Consider the following 19,378-nt stretch of genomic DNA (forward strand, 5'->3'; position numbering starts at 1 on the left):
TGCTCTAAAAGCGCACAGGTTTGTTATGATCTTCGCCCTCCGTAATACCTGACCAGAGTAGTCCCATGCCCGATCGTAGCGCTCGTCTGCAAGCCCTCCACCAAGCCCTCAAGGAACGCATCCTGATCCTCGACGGCGGCATGGGCACGATGATCCAGAGCTATAAGCTGGAAGAGCAGGACTACCGTGGCAAACGCTTCGCCGACTGGCCGAGCGACGTCAAGGGCAATAACGACCTGCTGGTGATCACCCGCCCGGACGTGATCGGCGGCATCGAAAAAGCCTACCTGGATGCCGGCGCCGACATCCTGGAAACCAACACCTTCAACGCCACGCGCATTTCCATGGCCGATTACGGCATGGAAGACCTGGCCTACGAGTTAAACGTAGAAGGCGCGCGCCTGGCGCGCAAGATCGCCGACGCCAAGACCCTGGAAAACCCGGCCAAGCCGCGTTTCGTCGCCGGCGTGCTGGGCCCGACCAGCCGTACCTGCTCGCTGTCGCCCGATGTAAACAACCCCGGCTACCGCAACGTGACCTTCGATGAGCTGGTGGAAAACTACACCGAAGCCACCAAGGGCCTGATCGAGGGTGGCGCCGACCTGATCCTGATCGAAACCATTTTCGACACCCTCAACGCCAAGGCCGCGATTTTCGCCGTACAGGGCGTGTTCGAGGAGTTGAACGTCGAACTGCCGATCATGATCTCCGGCACCATCACCGACGCCTCCGGCCGTACCCTGTCGGGCCAGACCACCGAAGCCTTCTGGAACTCGGTCAGCCACGCCAAGCCTTTGTCTGTGGGCCTCAACTGTGCCCTGGGTGCCAGCGAGTTGCGCCCGTACCTGGAAGAGCTGTCGAACAAGGCCAACACCCACGTTTCCGCCCACCCGAACGCCGGCCTGCCCAACGAATTCGGCGAGTACGACGAACTGCCGTCGGAAACCGCCAAGGTCATCGAAGAGTTCGCCCAGAGCGGCTTCCTCAATATTGTCGGCGGTTGCTGCGGCACCACGCCGGGCCACATCGAAGCCATCGCCAAGGCCGTGGCCGGTTACGCACCGCGCCCGATCCCGGACATTCCGAAGGCCTGCCGCCTGTCGGGCCTGGAACCGTTCACCATTGATCGCAGCTCGTTGTTCGTCAACGTCGGCGAGCGGACCAACATCACCGGTTCCGCCCGCTTCGCCCGTCTGATCCGTGAAGACAACTACACCGAAGCCCTGGAAGTCGCCCTGCAGCAGGTGGAAGCCGGCGCCCAGGTGATCGACATCAACATGGACGAAGGCATGCTGGATTCGAAGAAGGCCATGGTGACCTTCCTCAACCTGATTGCCGGCGAGCCGGACATCTCCCGCGTGCCGATCATGATCGACTCCTCCAAGTGGGAAGTGATCGAGGCCGGCCTGAAGTGCATCCAGGGCAAGGGCATCGTCAACTCCATCAGCATGAAGGAAGGCGTGGAGCAGTTCATTCACCACGCCAAGCTGTGCAAGCGTTACGGCGCGGCGGTGGTGGTAATGGCGTTCGACGAAGCCGGCCAGGCCGACACCGAAGCGCGCAAGAAAGAAATCTGCAAACGCTCATACGACATCCTGGTGAATGAAGTCGGCTTCCCGCCGGAAGACATCATCTTCGACCCGAACATCTTCGCGGTCGCCACCGGTATCGAGGAGCACAACAACTACGCCGTCGACTTCATCAATGCCTGCGCCTACATCCGCGACGAGCTGCCGTATGCGCTGACTTCCGGCGGCGTGTCCAACGTGTCGTTCTCGTTCCGTGGCAACAACCCGGTGCGTGAAGCGATCCACTCGGTGTTCCTGCTGTACGCGATCCGCAACGGCTTGACCATGGGTATCGTCAACGCCGGACAGCTGGAGATCTACGACCAGATCCCGGCCGAGCTGCGCGACGCGGTGGAAGACGTGGTGCTCAACCGCACCCCGGAAGGCACCGACGCCCTCCTCGCCATTGCCGACAAGTACAAAGGCGACGGCAGCGTCAGGGAAGCCGAGACTGAAGAATGGCGTGGCTGGGAAGTCAACAAGCGCCTGGAACACGCGCTGGTCAAGGGCATCACCACCCACATCGTCGAAGACACCGAGGAATCCCGGCAGTCGTTCAAGCGCCCGATCGAAGTGATTGAAGGCCCGTTGATGTCCGGCATGAACATCGTCGGCGACCTGTTTGGCGCCGGTAAAATGTTCCTGCCCCAGGTGGTGAAATCCGCCCGGGTGATGAAGCAGGCCGTGGCCCACCTGATCCCGTTCATCGAGCTGGAAAAGGGCGACAAACCGGAAGCCAAGGGCAAGATCCTGATGGCCACGGTGAAGGGCGACGTGCACGACATCGGCAAGAACATCGTCGGCGTGGTGCTGGGTTGCAACGGCTATGACATCGTCGACCTGGGCGTGATGGTCCCGGCCGAGAAAATCCTGCAGGTGGCCAAGGAACAGAAGTGCGACATCATCGGCCTGTCCGGGCTGATCACCCCGTCCCTGGACGAGATGGTGCACGTCGCCCGCGAGATGCAGCGCCAGGATTTCCACCTGCCGCTGATGATCGGTGGCGCCACCACCTCCAAGGCCCACACGGCGGTGAAGATCGAGCCGAAATACAGCAATGACGCAGTGATCTACGTCACCGACGCCTCCCGCGCCGTGGGCGTGGCAACGCAATTGCTGTCGAAGGAATTGAAGCCGGCGTTCGTTGAAAAAACCCGCCTGGAATACATCGACGTTCGCGAGCGCACCGCCAACCGCAGCGCCCGCACCGAGCGCCTGAGCTACCCGGCCGCCATAGCCAAGAAGCCGCAGTTCGACTGGAGCAGCTACACGCCGGTCAAGCCGACGTTTACCGGTGCCCGAGTGCTGGACAATATCGACCTCAACGTCCTGGCCGAGTACATCGACTGGACGCCGTTCTTTATCTCCTGGGACCTGGCCGGCAAATTCCCGCGCATCCTCACCGATGAAGTCGTGGGTGAAGCCGCGACCTCGCTGTACGCCGACGCCCAGGAAATGCTCAAGAAGCTGATCGACGAAAAACTCATCAGCGCCCGCGCCGTGTTCGGCTTCTGGCCGACCAACCAGGTGCAGGACGATGACCTGGAAGTCTACGGCGACGATGGCCAGCCGATTGCCAAGCTGCACCATTTGCGCCAGCAGATCATCAAGACCGACGGCAAGCCGAACTTCTCCCTGGCCGACTTCGTCGCGCCTAAAGACAGCGGCGTGACCGACTACATCGGTGGCTTTATCACCACCGCCGGCATCGGCGCTGAAGAAGTGGCGAAGGCTTACCAGGACGCTGGCGACGACTACAACTCGATCATGGTTAAAGCGTTGGCCGACCGCCTGGCCGAGGCGTGCGCCGAGTGGCTGCACCAGCAAGTGCGTAAAGAACACTGGGGCTACGCCAAGGACGAAGTGCTGGATAACGAAGCACTGATCAAGGAGCAATACAGCGGCATCCGCCCTGCCCCGGGTTACCCGGCGTGCCCGGATCACACCGAGAAAGCCCAGCTGTTCCAACTGCTGGACCCTGAAGCCCGCGAAATGCACGCGGGTCGCAGCGGCGTGTTCCTGACCGAGCACTACGCGATGTTCCCGGCGGCAGCCGTCAGCGGCTGGTACTTCGCTCACCCGCAGGCGCAGTACTTTGCCGTAGGCAAGATCGACAAGGACCAAGTGGCGAGCTATACCGCCCGCAAGGATCAGGACCTGAGCGTGACCGAGCGCTGGCTGGCGCCTAACCTGGGTTACGACAACTAATCGCTGGATTGACTATGCTGTCCATACACACCTTCACTGGGGGATGTATGGACGATCCAGCCAACCACAAGCCACCGACCTTCTGGCAAATGCTCCACAGCGTGATGGCCGCCGCCTTCGGCGTGCAAAGCGGGAAAAACCGTGCCCGCGACTTCACCCACGGCAAGCCCAGCCACTTTGTAGTGCTGGGCATCCTGTTCACCGCCGTCTTTGCCTTGACGTTGTTTGGCATCGTCAAGCTGGTGTTGCACCTGGCCGGCGTTTGAATCCGGTCAACGCATCAGCAGTTGCAGGCTGAACGGGTAACGGTAATCCGCCGGCTTGCCCTGCGCTGACAGCGCGCGAAAATCCACCCCGTAATCCTCGCGCCCATGCACCTGCAATAGCTGGGCGGCGAGGGCCGGGTCGATCAATTGAAATAGCCCGAGCTTGCGCTCACGCCCGCCATGCCCGGCCATCTCCAGCCCCAAGGCATCGTCATGCACCACCACCATCGCCCAGCCGCCGACAGTAAAGTGCCCCGCCACCAGCGCACTGAGCCGGCCATCGAGCCGTGCCTGGAGGGCTTCAGGCGAGCTGTTTACCGCGCTGAACAACACGTCCTTTCCCGGCGTGCGCCCGTCTTCTTGCAGCGCATCCATCGCGCCCAGCGCCATCTCGTCATTGGCTGACCATACGAGTGCCGTCTGCGGGTAGCGCTTGAACAACTGCGTGGCCTGCTCGAAGGCGCGTTGGCGGCTCCATTCGCCATACACCATCTGGCGCAGGCGCACCTGGGGGTAATCCACCAGTGCCCGGCGCAGGCCCTCCTCACGCAGTTGCGCCGCAGGGGTGGTCTTGGCGCCGGAGAACGCCAGCAGGTCAAGTGTCTGGCCTTCGGTAACCGGGCCATGCAGGCGCAGCAGTTCCTTGAGCATCAGGTAGCCGGCTTCTTCATCGTTGGCCACCATGCTGCCGATCCAGTTGGGGTATTTGCCGGCATCCAGCAGTTGAGTCTGGTCGGCGGTCAGGGCGTTATTGACGATCAGCAGCTTGACCCCGCTGCGCTGGGACAGGCGCAGGATCTGTGGCGCGATGTACTGCTCGTTGACCAGCACCAGGTAGTCCGGACGCTCTGTGCCTTGCAACGCCTCACGGGCCTGCACCAGTGTGGCCTCGGGGTTGCGCTCGGAATAGCGCACACGCAAATCCAGGCCGAGGTCCCTGGCGGCGGCCTGCATGAATTGCGCGTAGCTGACCCAGAAGGCCTCAGTCGAATTGCCAGGGTTGAGAAACACCACCGACGTCGCCTGGGCAACAGCCCAGAACGGCATGCTCAGCACCAGCAAGCACTTGCAGAGAACCTTCAACATCGTTGTCTGAGCCCTTGGAAATGACGGCCCATGATAATGGCATCGGGCCGATCAATCTCGGCTAATTGCCGATTGTCGGGCAGCAGGGCTCGGTAACGTCCTTTTATTGATGGCTGACCCAGAACACGGCAGTGGAAACCACCAGGATAATCAAGAACAGAATGGCCCAGGCATCGACACTGCTGTCACTTTTGCGGGCTTTGGTCGGATTGCTCATAGCATCGCCTCTTGTCGGTTTTATAGGTGATTGCATAAAGACACGAGCACAGTAAAGATCATGATTGCCCGCATGACAAATGTGGGTATCGCGATAACGGTTCTCATTAGTCGATTTGGTTATTTGCATATACTCAAACATCACTTTTGCGCATAAACGCAAACTGGTATCGTGCGCCGGCTCCGTTGGGAGTGCGCGGCCGTGCGCGCAGATTTGCCGAGAACAGGACCTATATGTACGTATACGACGAATACGATCAGCGCATCATCGAGGACCGCGTCAAGCAGTTCCGTGATCAGACCCGACGCTATCTGGCAGGCGAACTGAGCGAAGAAGAGTTCCGCCCTCTGCGCCTGCAAAATGGCCTTTATGTTCAGCGCTTTGCGCCGATGCTGCGGGTTGCCGTGCCTTATGGCCAACTGACTTCCCGTCAGACGCGCATGATGGCCAAGATTGCCCGCGACTTCGACAAAGGCTACGCCCACATCAGTACCCGCCAGAACGTGCAGTTCAACTGGCCGGCCCTGGAAGACGTGCCGGACATCCTGGCTGAATTGGCCACCGTGCAGATGCACGCCATTCAGACCAGCGGTAACTGCCTGCGCAACGTCACCACCGACCAGTTCGCCGGCGTCGCCGCTGACGAGCTGATCGACCCGCGCCCATGGTGTGAAATCGTCCGTCAATGGACCACCTTCCACCCGGAATTCGCCTACCTGCCGCGCAAGTTCAAGATCGCCATCAACGGCTCGACCTCGGACCGCGCAGCCATCGAAGTGCACGATATCGGCCTGGAGCCGGTGCATAACGCGGCGGGCGAGTTGGGCTTCCGTGTTCTCGTCGGCGGTGGCCTTGGCCGTACGCCGGTGGTCGGTGCGTTCATCAACGAATTCCTGCCGTGGCAGGACCTGTTGAGCTACCTCGACGCGATCCTGCGGGTCTACAACCGCTATGGCCGTCGTGACAACAAATACAAGGCCCGGATCAAGATCCTGGTCAAAGCGCTGACCCCTGAGGTGTTTGCCCAGAAGGTCGACGCCGAGATGGAGCACCTGCGCGGCGGCCAGACCACCCTGACCGAAGCCGAAGTGCACCGCGTCGCCAAACACTTTGTCGACCCGGACTACAAGGCCCTGAGCAATCAGGACGCCGAGTTGGCCGAGCTCGACCAGCAGCACCCGGGTTTCGCCCGCTGGCGCACCCGCAACACCCTGGCTCACAAGAAGCCGGGCTATGTGGCCGTGACCCTGTCGCTGAAACCTACCGGTGTTGCACCGGGCGATATCACCGACAAGCAACTGGACGGCGTCGCCGACCTGGCCGAGCGCTACAGCTTCGGCCAACTGCGCACCTCCCACGAGCAGAACATCATCCTCGCCGACGTCGAACAGTCTCAGCTGTTCACCCTGTGGGGCGAGTTGCGCGAGCAGGGTTTTGCCACGCCGAACATCGGCTTGCTGACCGACATCATCTGCTGCCCGGGCGGCGATTTCTGCTCCCTGGCCAACGCCAAGTCGATCCCGATTGCCGAATCGATCCAGCGCCGTTTCGACGACCTGGACTACCTGTTCGACATCGGCGAGCTGGACCTGAACATCTCCGGTTGCATGAACGCCTGTGGTCACCACCACGTCGGCCACATCGGCATCCTGGGCGTGGACAAGAAAGGCGAAGAATTCTACCAAGTGTCCCTGGGTGGCAGCGCCAGCCGCGATGCGAGCCTGGGCAAGATCCTCGGCCCGTCCTTCGCCCAGGAAGTCATGCCTGACGTGATCGGCAAGCTGATCGACGTGTACGTTGAACAGCGCACCGAAGATGAGCGTTTCATCGACACCTACCAGCGCATCGGCATTGACCTGTTCAAGGAGCGCGTCTATGCAGCGAATCATTAAGAACAACGAAGTCCTCGACGAAACCTGGCACCTGCTGCCCAAGGACGCGAGCTTCGATGGCATCTCCAACTGCGACGACCTGATCGTGCCGCTGGCCCTGTGGCGCGAGCACGCTCACGCCCTCAAGGCCCGCGACGGCGGCCTGGGTGTGTGGCTGGACGCCGATGAAGAAGCCGAAGAGATCGGTGATGACGTGGAGCACTTCCAGGTCATCGCCCTGAACTTCCCGGCCTTCACCGACGGTCGCAACTACTCCAACGCCCGCCTGCTGCGTGACCGTTATGGTTACAAGGGCGAGCTGCGGGCGATTGGTGATGTGCTGCGCGACCAGTTGTTCTACCTGCGCCGTTGCGGGTTCGATGCCTTCGCCTTGCGCGCAGACAAAGACCCGTATGAAGCGCTGGAAAGCCTCAAGGATTTCTCGGTGACGTACCAGGCGGCGACGGATGAACCGTTGCCGTTGTTCCGCCGCCGTTAAGCCTCGCTTCAATAAAAAGCCCCGACTATTCGGGGCTTTTTGCATTCAGGCGGTGGGTTGCAACGCGAGTTGCACCGCACCATCGACACTCAACCCGCTGATCAGCACCTGCGGCGCGCACGCTTCAGGCAACGTCTGCAACACCTCCTGTGCCTCATGCCGTACGCGGGCCAGCACCAGGCACTTGCCCTCCCCTTGCACCTGGACGAAAAACGCCTGCAACGCCTCGATGGTGGTGCCATCGAGGTCAGGCGATTCTTCCAGGCTGAGCACCACCGTGTGCACCGGGAACGTAGCGTGCCGCATCAGGCTCAACACCGCCCCCAGCACTCGCTCGGCATTCGCAAAGAACAGCGCTTCGCTGGGCCGCACGATCAGAACACCCGGGATCTGTTCGGCGCTCGGGTGATGCAGCAAGTCGACAAAATCATGCCCACCGTCAATGCGCCCCAGCTCACGCACATCCGCCGACGACATCTGGCGCAGCATCAACACCACGCTGATGCCGACCGCCACCAGCAGACCGTCCAGCACGCCGAGCACCAACACCGCCGCCACCGCGCAAATCACCAGCAACCGGTCGCGCCGCCAGGAGAAATAGCGGCCCAAGGGTTGCAGGCTCAAACCCCGACCCAAGGCGTAGATAACGATGGCGGCGAGCACCGGCTCCGGCGTCAGTGCAACTAACGGCAGCACTGTAAGGACAATCAGCAACACCACCAGCGCCGCGACCGCCCCCGCCAGTCGAGAATTGGCGCCCGCTGCCTCATTGGCCGACGTCGCCGAGTAACCGGCCCCGGCGGGCATACCCTGAAACAGCCCGGACAGCAGATTGGCGGCCCCCAGCGCCAGCAGGTCGCGATTGGATGACACGCGGTCGCCATGCTTGAGGGCGAATGAGCTGATGGAGCCGTAGGACTCGGCGTAAAGAATCATCACCATGGCAAACGCCAACTCCCCCAGGCGCAGCCAGTCGGCGAACGGCAACACCGGAAGGTGCGCAAACTCCAGGCGCAGGTCGATCACACCGATCAACGCCACGCCATGGGCCTGCAAATCCAGCCACTGGCCGGCGGCTATCCCGAGGATCACCACCAGCAGTCCCCCCGGCAGGCGCCGGACCCGCGCGCACAGCCACAGCAAGAGCAATGCGACACCCGCGACAGCTGCGGCGGCCCAGTTCCAGCGCGGCAATTGCTCCAGAAGTTGGGGCAGGAAGCGAATCAGGTTGTTATCGGTCAGGTGTACGCCCACCACGCTGGCCAGTTGCTTGAGGATGATCGTCAACGCCAGCCCGAAGGCAAAGCCACGCAGCACCGGCTTGGCGATAAACGAGGTCAGCCCGCCCAGCTTGAGCAACCCGGCCAGGAGGAAAAACGCCCCGGTCACCATTACCAGGCCCATTGCCAGGCTCAACCTGAGTGTCGGGTCGTCCCCCGCCAGCGTCGCGGTGGCTGCCGCCAGCACCGCCGCCGAGGATGACGTGGCGGAGACGATCGCGAAGCGGCTGGTACCGAACAGGCCGTAGCACAGTAACCCGGCGAACAAGGCAATCACGCCTGCCTGGGGCGGCAACGCGGCGATGCTGGAATAGGCCACGGCCTCGGGCAGCAGCAAGCCGGCGATGGACAGGCCGGCCAGCAAGTCTTGTGCACGGTTCGGCGTGGAGTCGCTCTCAGGCTTGATGTTCAATCCCTAATTCCCTGGCAAAAAAAACGGCCAATCCGCAGTCTGCGAATTGGCCGTGATCATTGCACTGAAACCGGGTGCTGTCAGGACATCAGCGAGTAAATCAGCGCGGTAATCGCCACCAGGCCCACCGCCGTCACAAACACGTTGGACGCCTGGCCACGGTACTTGGCCATCGCCGGTACCTTGCGGATCGCGTACATCGGCATCAGGAACAGGATCGACGCAATGATCGGCCCGCCCAGGGTCTCGATCATGCCGAGGATGCTCGGGTTGAGAGTGGCGACTATCCAGCACACCACCAGCATGAAGGCAGCCGTCATACGGTCCAGGGTCTTGGCAGCGGGACGACGGCCGCTTTTGAGCACCAGGCCCTTGAGGCCTTCACTGGCGCCGATGTAGTGGCCCAGGAACGACTTGGCAATCGCCACAAACGCGATCAACGGCGCGGCGAACGCGATGGTCGGGTTGCTGAAGTGGTTCGCCAGGTACGACAGGATCGACAGGTTCTGCGCCTTGGCTTCGGCCAACTGCGCCGGGGACAGGGTCAGGACGCAACTGAACACGAAGAACAGCACCATCACCACCATCAGGATGTGCGCCCGGGACAGGATCTGCGAGCTGCGTTCTTCAGCGTGTTCGCCGTACTGGCGCTTCTGGTCCACCGCAAAGGCCGAGATGATCGGCGAGTGGTTGAACGAGAACACCATCACCGGAATTGCCAGCCACAGGGTATGCAGCAGCGCCGACGGGGCCGGCACGGTGCTGGCGGTGCTGAGGATGCCGCCATTCCAGTGCGGCACCAGGTACACCGCCAGGAACAGCAAGGCAACGATAAACGGATACACCATCAGGCTCATGGCCTTGACGATCACCTGCTCGCCACAACGCACCACGGCCAGCAGGCCGAGGATCAGCACCAGCGACAGGATCGCCCGCGGTGGCGGTGCGATGTGCAGTTGATGCTCCATGAAGCTGCCGACGGTGTTGGTCAGCGCCACGCTGTAGATCAGCAGGATCGGGAAGATCGCGAAGAAGTACAGCAAGGTGATCGCGGCTCCGGCCTTAAGGCCGAAGTGTTCCTCGACCACGTCGGTGATGTCCGAGCCTTCACGGCCCGAGAGTACAAAGCGGGTCAGGCCACGGTGAGCGAAAAACGTCATCGGGAACGCCAGCAGCGCGAGGATCACCAACGGCCAGAAGCCGCCAAGGCCCGCGTTGATCGGCAGGAACAAGGTGCCGGCGCCGATGGCCGTACCGAACAGCCCGAGCATCCAGGTGGTGTCCTGGCGGCTCCAGCTTGTGAGGGTTGCAGGTGTCGTTGCGTAGCGTTCGTCGACGCTATTGGCCTGATCATTCATCCGTTCGGATCTCCGCATTCACTCAGTCGGGGCGAGTCAGAAAAACCTGACAGGCAGCGCCACGACCGAAACAGGGGCGCGATTGTCCGGGATTCGCTTGAATAAGCAAAGACTTAGCTGAGGAATGGTTGTGCGGAGCAGGTGATTGGAGAGGTTTGATGAGTACCGTTTTTATATTTCATTAAAAATCTATTTTATAAATTCCAGCTGTCATGTATTTTTAATGCCACGCCTCTCACTGGAATATCTGCCATGCCAATCGTGCGCATAGACCTTCGGAAAAACCCCGACGTCACCTACGCCAAACGCGTCGGCGTACTGATCTATAACGCCATGCACACGGCCATCGGCGTGCCCGAGCACGACAATTTCCAGATCCTCACCGAGCACGATGAACACCACTTCATCTATGACCCTGAGTACCTGGGTATCCAGCGCAGCGACAACCTGGTGATCATCCAGATCACCTTGAACGAAGGCCGCAGCACCGAGCAGAAAAAGCTGTTGTACAAGACCATCGCCGAGAGCCTGAACCGTGAACTCGCGGTACGCCTCGAAGACGTGTTTATCAGCCTGGTGGAGGTCAAGAGGGAAAACTGGTCGTTCGGCAACGGGATTGCGCAGTACGCCAGCTAAACGTTTTATGATGCCGCCTATTCCTGCCACAACCTGATCCAGAGAGCCCCCGATGCCACGCGTGTCCCGCAAACAAGCCGAACTCAACCGCGAAATCATCGTCGAGGCCGCCACGCGGCTGTTTCGTGAGCGTGGCATCCACGGCATCAGCGTGTCGGACGTGATGGCCGCCGCCGGGCTGACCCATGGCGGTTTCTACGGCCACTTCGAGTCCCGCGAGGCGCTGGCCACGGAAGCCTGTAACCGGGCGTTCGAACAATCGAGCCTGCGTTGGCAGGCCAGGCTCGAGCAAAGCCCTGAGCCCGAGGCGGCGCGACTGGCGTTGATTGATCCGTATCTGTCGGCGGCCAATCGTGACAACCCCGGGGACAGTTGCCCGGTGGCGGCGTTTGCCGGGGAGATGTGCCATGAAGCCGTCGACAGCGCGTTGCAACGCAGCTTTATCCAGGGCTTTGAAGCGTCCATGGGAATCCTGGCCACTACCCAGGCAACCGGAACACCCGAAGGTGACCGGCAAGCCGCCATTGCCCAGTACGCGATGATGGTCGGCGCCCTCACCCTGGCCCGTGCGACCAAAGGCAATAGCCTGTCCGATGAATTCCTCGCCGCTGCCAGAAATCTCCTGATCCCGGAAAAAAACCTCGGTTGATGCGTTGACATCCAAACGCCAGCGCCAGCATGATCGGCCCATGAACCTTATTCAGCAGGCCCTCACCCGCACCACCACCACGACCGCTTTTGGCGGGTCGTGTGGTAGCTGTGAGTGGCGCGCAAACTAAGCCACCCGGATTTACCCAAGGCCCCGCCAGCAATGGACGGGGCCTTTTTATTGCTCCGCCATCTGGCAACCACAAGGAGCAGTACCATGCCTGACAACAAGCGCCCCGCCCTGCTGGTCATCGACATGCAGACCGGTCTGTACGATGGTCCGCAAAAACCCTACGAACGCCAGCGCGTACTCGACAACATCAACCAGTTGATTCAACGAGCGCGACACGCTGGCGTGCCGGTTTTTGCAGCGCGCCACACCGGCCCGGCGGGTTCGCCCATCGAGGCGGGCAGCCCGTTATGGCAGCTCTGGCCAGCGCTGGAGGTTGATGAGGCTCGCGACACGGTTTTCAATAAAACCCGGCCCAGCTGTTTTCTCGGCACCGAGGTGGCGCAGCAACTGGCGGCGGCACAGGTGAATGAACTGGTGATCGTCGGGATGAAAACCCAGTACTGCATCGACACAACGTGCCGAGTGGCCGTCGAGCTGGGGTTCTCGGTAGTGCTGCCGGAAGATGGCCATACCTGCATGGACACTCCGGCGTTATCGGCCGAGGCAATTATCGAGCATCACAATGGAACCTTGGCTGGGGCGTTTGTGAAGCGTGTGAAGGCGGCAGATATCTGCTTTTAACCTCCCCCTGAAACGCCCGCCGGAGTATCAATGCCCGGCGGGCGTCCGATTTTTCTTCGCCTGTCGCGGGATTCATTCCGACAAAATGTCGCATACTCAACCCCTCAAACCCTTCAGGAAGAGCCCTCGCATGCCCGTCACCGTTCTGGTCCTGGTTGAAACCATCAACGACTACCTGCCGATCATCGAAGGCAATGGCTTTCACGTGATCCTCGCGCCGACCCCGGCCGAACGCGCCAAGGCAATCAAGACCCACGGCGGGCAGATCCAGGCGGTGCTGACCCGTGGCCCGCTGGGTTTGTACGCCGAGGAAATCGCCGCGCTGCCGCTGCTGGAGATCATCTGCGTGGTCGGCGCCGGCTATGAACACGTTGACCTGCAAGCCGCCAGCAACCGTGGGATCGTGGTCACCAATGGCGCGGGCGTGAATGCACCGTCGGTAGCCGACCACGCCATGGCTCTGCTGCTGTCGCTGGTGCGTGACATTCCCCGGGCAGACGCTGCGGTACGGCGCAGCGAATGGCCCAAGGTGATGCGCCCTTCCCTCGCCGGCAAGCAGTTGGGCATTCTTGGACTGGGCGCCGTAGGCCTGGAGATCGCCAAGCGTGCAGCGCTGGGGTTTGGCATGGAAGTGAGTTACCACAACCGTCAGCCCCGCGAGGACGTCGACTACACCTACTGCGCCACTGCCGTGGAACTGGCGCGGGCTTCAGACTTCCTGATCCTGGCCACGCCGGGCGGCGCCAGCACCCGGCATTTGATCGACCGCCAGGCCCTCGACGCCCTTGGCCCCAATGGTTTTCTGGTGAACATCGGCCGCGGCAGCGTGATAGTCACTGCCGACCTGATCACCGCCCTGGAGCAACGGCGCATCGGCGGCGCAGCGCTGGATGTGTTCGACGATGAACCCAAAGTGCCGGATGCCTTGAAGCTCCTCAGCAACACCGTGCTCACGCCCCACGTCGCCGGCCTGTCGCCGGAAGCTGCCCATGACACCGTGCAGCGCGTGGCAGACAACTTGCTGGAATACTTCGCCGGCCGGCCCGTACTGACGCCCGTGACACTGCCACCGAAGAAATAATGGCTAATAGCCAGCAATCATCCAAATCCTGACTACACTGCTTGCGGGGACGCTCAGGACGCCGGTGCAGGACCGGCGAAGGAACGCAGGATGGTTTGCCATGGATTCGGCCCGGCCCGCCAACGCGGTGCGATAGGTCTGATGGGCGCGATGACCCTCGCGATTGCGCTGTTGTTTCTGCTGCTGGTGGTCGACAGCGGCCGGCTGTACCTGGAAAAGCGCAAGCTGCAACGGATTGCCGACACCGCTGCGCTGGAGGTGGTGACCCGCGGCGGCGCCTGCGTCTCCCCGAATACCAACGCCGCGCAATTCGCGATCCAAAGCGCGACCCGCAATAACTTCCCAATCAACGAAAACCGTACCCTGGCCACCGCCTGCGGCACGTTGGTCACCGGCGCTGACTTCATGCGCACCTTCAGTCCCAATCCCTCAAAAGCCGATGCGATTCAGGTCATCGCCACCCATCGCGTGGTCACCAGCATCGCCAACGGTCTCTTCATGCTGTTCTCCCCCGGCCCTTTCGAGTCGACCATCCAGTTGCAGGCAGTGGCCGTGGCCGCAGTACCCGCGCCGCCGGTCGCCGTGCTGACCATTCGCAGCACGCTGTTGACCGTCGACAGCACCAAGTCCGCAGCACTCAACGCGCTGATCGGCGGGCTGCTGGGGGGCAAGTTGCAAATCAACGCGGTGGGCTGGGAGGGGTTGATCAACACCGATATCAGCCTGCTCAGCTACCTGGAAGCGTTGGCCATTCAACTGAAGGTCAGCGCCGGCAACTACGACGAACTGCTCAAGACCAACGCCAGCGTCGGCGATTTGATCCAGGCCGCAATTGATGTTCTCAAGCTGGGGGGCGATGCGGTCAAGGTGGTGATCAATAACCTGGAAGCGATCAAGCTGATTGCTCCCGGCACGAAGATCCTGCACCTGGGCGACCTGCTGACCATCCAGAACGGCACCGACAAGAGCGCCCTGGACGTCAACCTGCAACTGTTCAACCTGATCCAGGGGTTTGTGCAACTGTCGAACAAGTACAACGCCGTGGCGGTGGAGCTGCCGGTGGATGTGCTGGGATTGCTGAATATCACGGTCAAGACCAAGGTGATTGAACCGGCGCAGATATCCGCCATCGGCAACCCGAAGCTGATCGCCACCCAGCCGATTTATGTCAGGACCGCGCAAGTCAGAACCTTGATCTCCGTGAACTTGCCCGTGGTCGGCGTGCTGAACGATGTGGTAAGCGGAGTGACAGGCCTGCTGGGGCTGTTGTTGGGCAGCTCCCTGGATCCGAAAATCGGCACCCAACTCGACGTGGCCCTGGAGGCGGCCAGCGGCAGTAGCGAGGTGACCGGTTATCGCTGCAACGGGCCTGCGGACAAATCGTTGTCGGTGGTGGGCACCACATCTGCCGTGCGGTTGATGGTCGGCCAGATCGACCCGAAAAACCTGTTTTCTTCCACCGCCCCGCTGAGTGTCGACGAGTTTCCATTGCTCGACCTGGGCATACGAACCTGCAGCAAGGGCGTCTGCGATCCTCGGCAACCCTATGGCGTAGGCGGCATCAGCCTGAGAGTCGACAGCAGCGTGGCCAAGACCACTCGCAATCACACCTACGCGTCGCCGCCCGAGGTGAAGCAGCCCCCCGCCTACTTCAGTTTCAGTTCGAGTAACGTGGTAGGCAGCTTGAGCAACACCCTCAGTGGCATCCAGTTGATCAACCATCCACCTACACAAGGCGGGCTCTTGGGATTGGTGCTGAATCTGGTGGTCGGCCTGGTGACGGGCGTGCTCAATCTCCTCACCGGCATCATCTCCGGGGTGCTCAGCCCGCTCCTCGACCCATTGGTCAACAACCTTCTTGCCGGTTTGGGCGTAGACCTGGCGAAAGTCGAAATAGGTGCCAACCTGTCCTGCAGCCCCGGCGGGCGCGCAATTCTGGTGATCTGAACACATCAAGCCCGCTGATCATCGGCCAACACGCTAACCTATTAAGCCGCCCCAACCTTGTGGCTGGGCGGCCGCGCGCATTAGATTAGCCAATAGTCCAAGGCCTTAAGAATAAGCAGAAGGGATAAGCATGGCGCTTAATGACCAATCGACCCAGATTCGCCCCGGCGAAGAACTTGATGCCAGCCTCATCGATCCCTACCTCAAGGCCCATATCCCGGGCTTGAGTGGCAGCGTCAACATCAGCCAGTTCCCGGGTGGCGCCTCGAACCTGACGTACCTGCTGGAATACCCCGGCCAGGAATTCGTGCTGCGTCGCCCGCCCTTTGGCCACAAGGCCAAGTCCGCCCACGACATGGGCCGCGAATACCGGATTCTCAACCAACTCAAGGACGGTTTCCCGTATTGTCCCAAAGCCTATGTGCACTGCACCGACGAGTCGGTGATCGGCGCCGAGTTCTACGTGATGGAGCGGGTCAACGGGATCATCCTGCGCTCTGACCTGCCGCCGGAACTGGGCCTGGACGCGGCGAAAACCGAAGCCTTGTGCAAAAGCTTTATCGACAAGTTCGTCGAGCTGCACCAGGTCGACTACACCGCCTGCGGCCTGGCCGACCTGGGCAAGCCTGAAGGTTATGTGGAGCGGCAGATTCGCGGCTGGAGCGACCGTTACGAAAAGGCCCTGACCCCTGACGCGCCGAGCTGGGAAGCCGTGCGTGCCTGGCTCAACGACAAGATGCCCGCCGACCACCCCACCTCGAGCATCGTCCACAACGACTACCGCTTCGACAACGTGATCCTCGACCCGCATAACCCGATGCAGATCATCGGCGTGCTGGACTGGGAGCTGACCACCCTCGGCGACCCGCTGATGGACCTGGGCAACACCCTCGCCTACTGGATCGAAGCGGCCGACCCGGCGCCGGTGCAACTGATGCGCCGCCAGCCAAGCAACGCTCCCGGCATGCTCACCCGCCGCCAGTTCGTCGACTACTACGCCGAACGCTCCGGGATCCAGATCGACAATTTCGACTTCTACTACACCTACGGCCTGTTCCGCCTGGCCGGCATCGTGCAGCAGATCTACTACCGCTTCTTCCATGGCCAGACCCAGGACAAACGCTTTGCGCAGTTCATTCATATGAACAAGCTGCTGGAGCAGATGAGCCTGAACGTCATCAAACAGTCTTCCCTCTGACCCTCTTCAAGGAAAAACCATGTCCAAGACTCAACTGTTCGACCTCGACGGCAAGATCGCTTTCGTTTCCGGCGCCAGCCGCGGTATCGGTGAAGCCATCGCCAAGTTGCTGGCCCAGCAAGGCGCCCACGTGATCGTGTCGAGCCGCAAGATCGACGGCTGCCAGCACGTGGCCGACGCGATTATCGCCGACGGCGGCAAGGCCACCGCCATCGCCTGCCATATCGGCGAAATGGAACAGATCACCAACGTGTTTGCCGCGATCCGCGAACAGTTCGGCCGCCTGGATATCCTGGTCAACAACGCCGCCACCAACCCGCAGTTCTGCAACGTGCTGGACACCGACCTGGGCGCGTTCCAGAAGACTGTCGACGTGAACATTCGTGGCTACTTCTTCATGTCGGTGGAAGCCGGCAAGCTGATGCGCGAGAACGGCGGTGGCAGCATCATCAACGTGGCGTCGATCAACGGGATTTCGCCGGGTGTGTTCCAGGGCATCTACTCGGTGACCAAGGCCGCCGTGATCAACATGACCAAAGTCTTCGCCAAGGAATGCGCACCGTTCGGCATTCGTTGCAACGCGCTGCTGCCGGGCCTGACCGACACCAAGTTCGCCTCGGCGCTAGTGAAGAACGACTCGATCCTGAAAATGGCCCTGGCGCAGATTCCCCTCAAGCGTGTGGCCGACCCGAGCGAAATGGCCGGCGCGGTGCTGTACCTGGCCAGCGATGCGTCGAGCTACACCACCGGCGTTTCGCTGAATGTGGACGGCGGTTTCCTGTCCTGATTCGGCTGGCGGGTGACTTGCGGTAATCTTGCGGGTGATTGCTTGCCTCTGGATGAACCATGGAACTGCACGTCGTTATCAAGGGCCGCAAGGACCTGGCCGAACAGCTTTACCAGCAACTGCGCACGGCCATTGAGTCGGGACAACTGGTGGCCGGGTCGCAATTGCCTCCCAGCCGCTTGCTGGCCCTGCAACTGGGCGTGTCGCGCAAGACGGTCTCAGACACCTACGCGGCGCTGACCTACGAAGGGTTGTTGGTCGGCAGGATCGGCCGTGGCACGTTCGTCAACGCCTGGGCCACGCGCCGCGAACACCTGCAAAGTGCCGCCGACCTCGCCTGCGCCGCCAACCTGGCCAAGTGGCAGGCCCTTCCCGCTCCCATGGGCCACCCCAGCCGTGAGACCCGCCCGAGCCGGGACTTTATCGGCGGCGCCACGGCCCGCAGCCAGTTCCCCCAGGATGAATGGCGGCGCTGCACCCTCGATGCCTTGCGTCGTATCTCACAGGACAGCGGCTTCTACAGCCGGCCTGAAGGTTTGCCGGCCCTGCGCAGTGCAATCGCCGGGCATATCGCGTTTTCCCGTGGGGTCAGGTGCAGCGAAGACGACATCGTAGTCACCAACGGCGCCCAGCAGGCGCTCGACCTGATCGCCCGCGTGGTGCTGGAGCCGGGCAGCGTCGTCGCCATGGAAGACCCCGGCTACCCCCCGGTGCGACTGATGTTCGACGCCATGGGGGCGACCGTGGTGGGCGTGCCGGTGGACGAGCACGGCCTGCGGGTCGACTTGATTCCCGACGGCACGCGGCTGATCTACGTGACGCCGTCCCATCAGTTCCCCCTGGGCATGCCCATGAGCGTGCTGCGCCGTGAAGCGTTGCTGGCACGTGCGCTGGCGCTGGGCGCCATCGTGATCGAGGATGACTACGACAGCGAATTCCGCTACGAGGGCCGCCCCACCGATTCCCTGCAAAGCATGGACACCCGCGGTGTGGTCGCCTATGTCGGGACCTTCTCGAAAACCCTCCTGCCGGAGTTGCGCCTGGGCTACACGGTGTTACCGCCGGCGATTTTTGGCGCGGTGCTCAAGGCCAAGCAACTCACCGACCAGCACAGCTCCACCCTGCCGCAATGGGCCCTGGCCAAGTTCATCAGCGAAGGCTACCTGCTCAAGCACATTCGGCGCTGCCATGGGGTGTATGCCGGGCGCCGGGAACGGATTCTGCAGCGCCTGGCGGGGGACCTCTCGCCGTGGTTCGAAGTGGTGCCCACCGTGGCCGGGTTCCATCTGGCCGCACTGTGCAAGGTGCCGGTGAATATCCCGCAGCTCACCCGACTGGCACGGGAGGCGGACGTGGGGCTCTATCCGCTGAGCGTGTTTTTTCACGACACACCGGTACGCGAGGGGCTGAAGATCGGGTTTGGCGCGATCGAAACCCTGGACATCGACCCGGCGCTGGACGTGGTGCGGGACATCCTGCAACAGATTGGCTGAGGGAATTTCCGCCGGATTGGCTATTGGTCAAATCCGGATCGGGGCCTAGGGTGAACGGGTCTCGACTCA

General features: G+C 61.7%; 15 protein-coding genes. 12 read left to right on the forward strand and 3 right to left on the reverse strand.

The window, feature by feature from the left end:
• The first annotated feature begins 65 nt into the window (after positions 1-65).
• A complete protein-coding gene (gene metH / locus AU074_RS11735; protein ID WP_076014868.1) occupies positions 66-3,776 on the forward strand; it encodes a methionine synthase in 3,711 nt (1,236 codons plus the stop codon).
• A gap of 47 nt (positions 3,777-3,823) precedes the next feature.
• Entirely contained in the window at positions 3,824-4,042 is a 219-nt protein-coding gene (locus tag AU074_RS11740) for a DUF2970 domain-containing protein (RefSeq protein WP_076014869.1), read from the forward strand.
• A gap of 6 nt (positions 4,043-4,048) precedes the next feature.
• Here the strand turns inward: AU074_RS11740 and AU074_RS11745 are convergent, their stop codons facing one another.
• On the reverse strand, positions 4,049-5,128 hold the full coding sequence (locus AU074_RS11745; RefSeq protein WP_076014870.1) for an ABC transporter substrate-binding protein: 1,080 nt from the start codon (positions 5,126-5,128) through the stop codon (positions 4,049-4,051).
• A gap of 450 nt (positions 5,129-5,578) precedes the next feature.
• Between AU074_RS11745 and AU074_RS11750 the strand changes: the two genes are divergently transcribed.
• Entirely contained in the window at positions 5,579-7,237 is a 1,659-nt protein-coding gene (locus AU074_RS11750) for a nitrite/sulfite reductase (RefSeq protein WP_076014871.1), read from the forward strand.
• Entirely contained in the window at positions 7,221-7,715 is a 495-nt protein-coding gene (locus AU074_RS11755) for a DUF934 domain-containing protein (RefSeq protein WP_003210798.1), read from the forward strand. Before AU074_RS11750 ends, AU074_RS11755 begins: the two co-directional genes overlap by 17 nt.
• Positions 7,716-7,760: 45 nt before the next feature.
• On the opposite strand, the gene AU074_RS11760 is transcribed toward AU074_RS11755, so the two are convergent.
• Positions 7,761-9,407, reverse strand: coding sequence for a SulP family inorganic anion transporter (locus AU074_RS11760; RefSeq protein WP_076014872.1), 1,647 nt, complete (start codon positions 9,405-9,407; stop codon positions 7,761-7,763).
• An 80-nt stretch (positions 9,408-9,487) separates the two neighbouring features.
• Complete coding sequence (locus tag AU074_RS11765; RefSeq protein WP_076014873.1) at positions 9,488-10,765, reverse strand: serine/threonine transporter; 1,278 nt, start codon at positions 10,763-10,765, stop codon at positions 9,488-9,490.
• Positions 10,766-11,017: 252 nt separating this feature from the next.
• Here AU074_RS11765 and AU074_RS11770 point away from each other — a divergent pair, with 252 nt between their 5' ends.
• From AU074_RS11770 to AU074_RS11805, 8 genes are all read left to right on the forward strand, one after another.
• Positions 11,018-11,401, forward strand: coding sequence for a tautomerase family protein (locus AU074_RS11770; RefSeq protein WP_076014874.1), 384 nt, complete (start codon positions 11,018-11,020; stop codon positions 11,399-11,401).
• Positions 11,402-11,453: 52 nt separating this feature from the next.
• Entirely contained in the window at positions 11,454-12,050 is a 597-nt protein-coding gene (locus AU074_RS11775; protein WP_076014875.1) for a TetR/AcrR family transcriptional regulator, read from the forward strand.
• A 216-nt stretch (positions 12,051-12,266) separates the two neighbouring features.
• Positions 12,267-12,803 carry a cysteine hydrolase family protein gene (locus tag AU074_RS11780; protein WP_076014876.1) on the forward strand — a complete coding sequence of 179 codons (537 nt, stop codon included), beginning with the start codon at positions 12,267-12,269 and terminating at the stop codon, positions 12,801-12,803.
• A gap of 130 nt (positions 12,804-12,933) precedes the next feature.
• A complete protein-coding gene (locus AU074_RS11785) occupies positions 12,934-13,884 on the forward strand; it encodes a 2-hydroxyacid dehydrogenase (protein ID WP_076014877.1) in 951 nt (316 codons plus the stop codon).
• Positions 13,885-13,974: 90 nt separating this feature from the next.
• Entirely contained in the window at positions 13,975-15,831 is a 1,857-nt protein-coding gene (locus tag AU074_RS11790) for a pilus assembly protein TadG-related protein (protein WP_076014878.1), read from the forward strand.
• Positions 15,832-15,961: 130 nt separating this feature from the next.
• Positions 15,962-17,029, forward strand: coding sequence for a phosphotransferase family protein (locus tag AU074_RS11795; protein WP_076014879.1), 1,068 nt, complete (start codon positions 15,962-15,964; stop codon positions 17,027-17,029).
• A 19-nt stretch (positions 17,030-17,048) separates the two neighbouring features.
• The gene (locus AU074_RS11800) at positions 17,049-17,816 is read left to right on the forward strand and encodes an SDR family oxidoreductase (RefSeq protein WP_003210776.1); all 768 of its coding nucleotides are present in this window, start codon (positions 17,049-17,051) and stop codon (positions 17,814-17,816) included.
• A 59-nt stretch (positions 17,817-17,875) separates the two neighbouring features.
• Positions 17,876-19,309, forward strand: a complete 1,434-nt coding sequence (locus AU074_RS11805; RefSeq protein ID WP_076014880.1) for a PLP-dependent aminotransferase family protein — start codon at positions 17,876-17,878, stop codon at positions 19,307-19,309.
• Positions 19,310-19,378: the final 69 nt, after the last annotated feature.

The organism is Pseudomonas sp. ATCC PTA-122608 (genome assembly GCF_001952855.1).
In the GTDB taxonomy this organism is placed as follows: Bacteria; Pseudomonadota; Gammaproteobacteria; order Pseudomonadales; family Pseudomonadaceae; genus Aquipseudomonas.